The organism is Collinsella aerofaciens (assembly GCF_040920445.1).
Lineage (GTDB): Bacteria > Actinomycetota > Coriobacteriia > Coriobacteriales > Coriobacteriaceae > Collinsella > Collinsella aerofaciens_BH.
Window position 1 is genome coordinate 1 of record NZ_JBCOTQ010000110.1, and the last position, 1021, is coordinate 1021.

The 1021-nt window shown below is 69.4% G+C and carries 2 protein-coding genes; both read left to right on the forward strand.

The features are described 5' to 3' along the window. A partial coding sequence (locus tag AB5405_RS09840) for an IS1595 family transposase (RefSeq protein WP_368138363.1) occupies positions 1–738 on the forward strand: 738 nt, incomplete at its 5' end. Between the two features lie 46 nt (positions 739–784). Next, on the forward strand, positions 785–982 hold the full coding sequence (locus AB5405_RS09845; RefSeq protein ID WP_368138364.1) for a type II toxin-antitoxin system RelB/DinJ family antitoxin: 198 nt from the start codon (positions 785–787) through the stop codon (positions 980–982). The last annotated feature ends 39 nt before the right edge of the window (positions 983–1021 follow it).

Here is a 1021-nt window from a genome sequence, read left to right on the forward strand (position 1 = left end):
GTGCTCATGCTGCCCCTGCGCGAGTGCGCGAGGCGCTGCCGCGTCTGCCTCAAGACCGCCTACACCATGCGCCACAGGCTGATCGAGTGCCTCTCGGCCTACTCCCCCTCGTTCAGGGTCGGGCGGGGCTGCGGCTGCGAGCTCGACGAGACCTACTTTCCCGAGTCGTTCAAGGGCAACCACGCGAAGGGGTCGTTCACGATGCCGCGTCCCTCCCGGCGCCGCGGCAGGCAGGTGCACAGGCGCGGCCTCTCGCTCGAGCGGATCTGCGTCATGACCGGCGTGAACGACTCGAACGAGACGTTCCTCGAGGTCACGGGGCGGGGCGCCCTTTCGAGGGAGCGCGCCATGGACGCGCTGAGGGGCCGCATCGCGTCCGGCTCCGTCGTCGCGACCGACAGGGCGGCAGCCTACGTCGGCGTCCTCGCGGAACTCGGGGTCGCCGCGCACGCGGCCTACGACCCCAAGGACCGCTCCGGGGGCACCATCAACCGGGTCAACACCGTCCACTCGCTCCTCGGCGCCTTCATGGAGCCGTTCAGGGGCGTGTCAACGAAGCACCTCGGCGCCTACCTCGCCTGGTTCAGGTGGTGCCGGACCTTCATGGCGACCGACCCCGGCACCGCCGAGCGCACGGTCGCGCGACAGCTCGCGAACGGGACCTGCGGGAGCCGCATCCGCGACATGTTCAACGTGGAGCCGCCCTACATGGACTACTGGGCCGCGCCCGCCGCATAGAGGCGGTAGAATGGTCGCACCGCGATACACGAGGAGGGGTGAGGCCATGCCGTCGAACATGCCGGCCACGACGATCCGCATCGACCCGGAGGTCAAGAAGGAGGCCACGGCCATCCTGGACGAGCTCGGCCTGTCCATGTCCACCGCCGTCAACGCGTTCCTCAGGGCGCTCGTCCGGGAGGGCGGGATGCCGTTCGAGATGAGGGTCAAGACGCCGGCGCCCGACGGGGAGACGGCGAGTTAGCCGGCAGGTCGGCATGTCAATCCTGGTCTAACAGAGCCT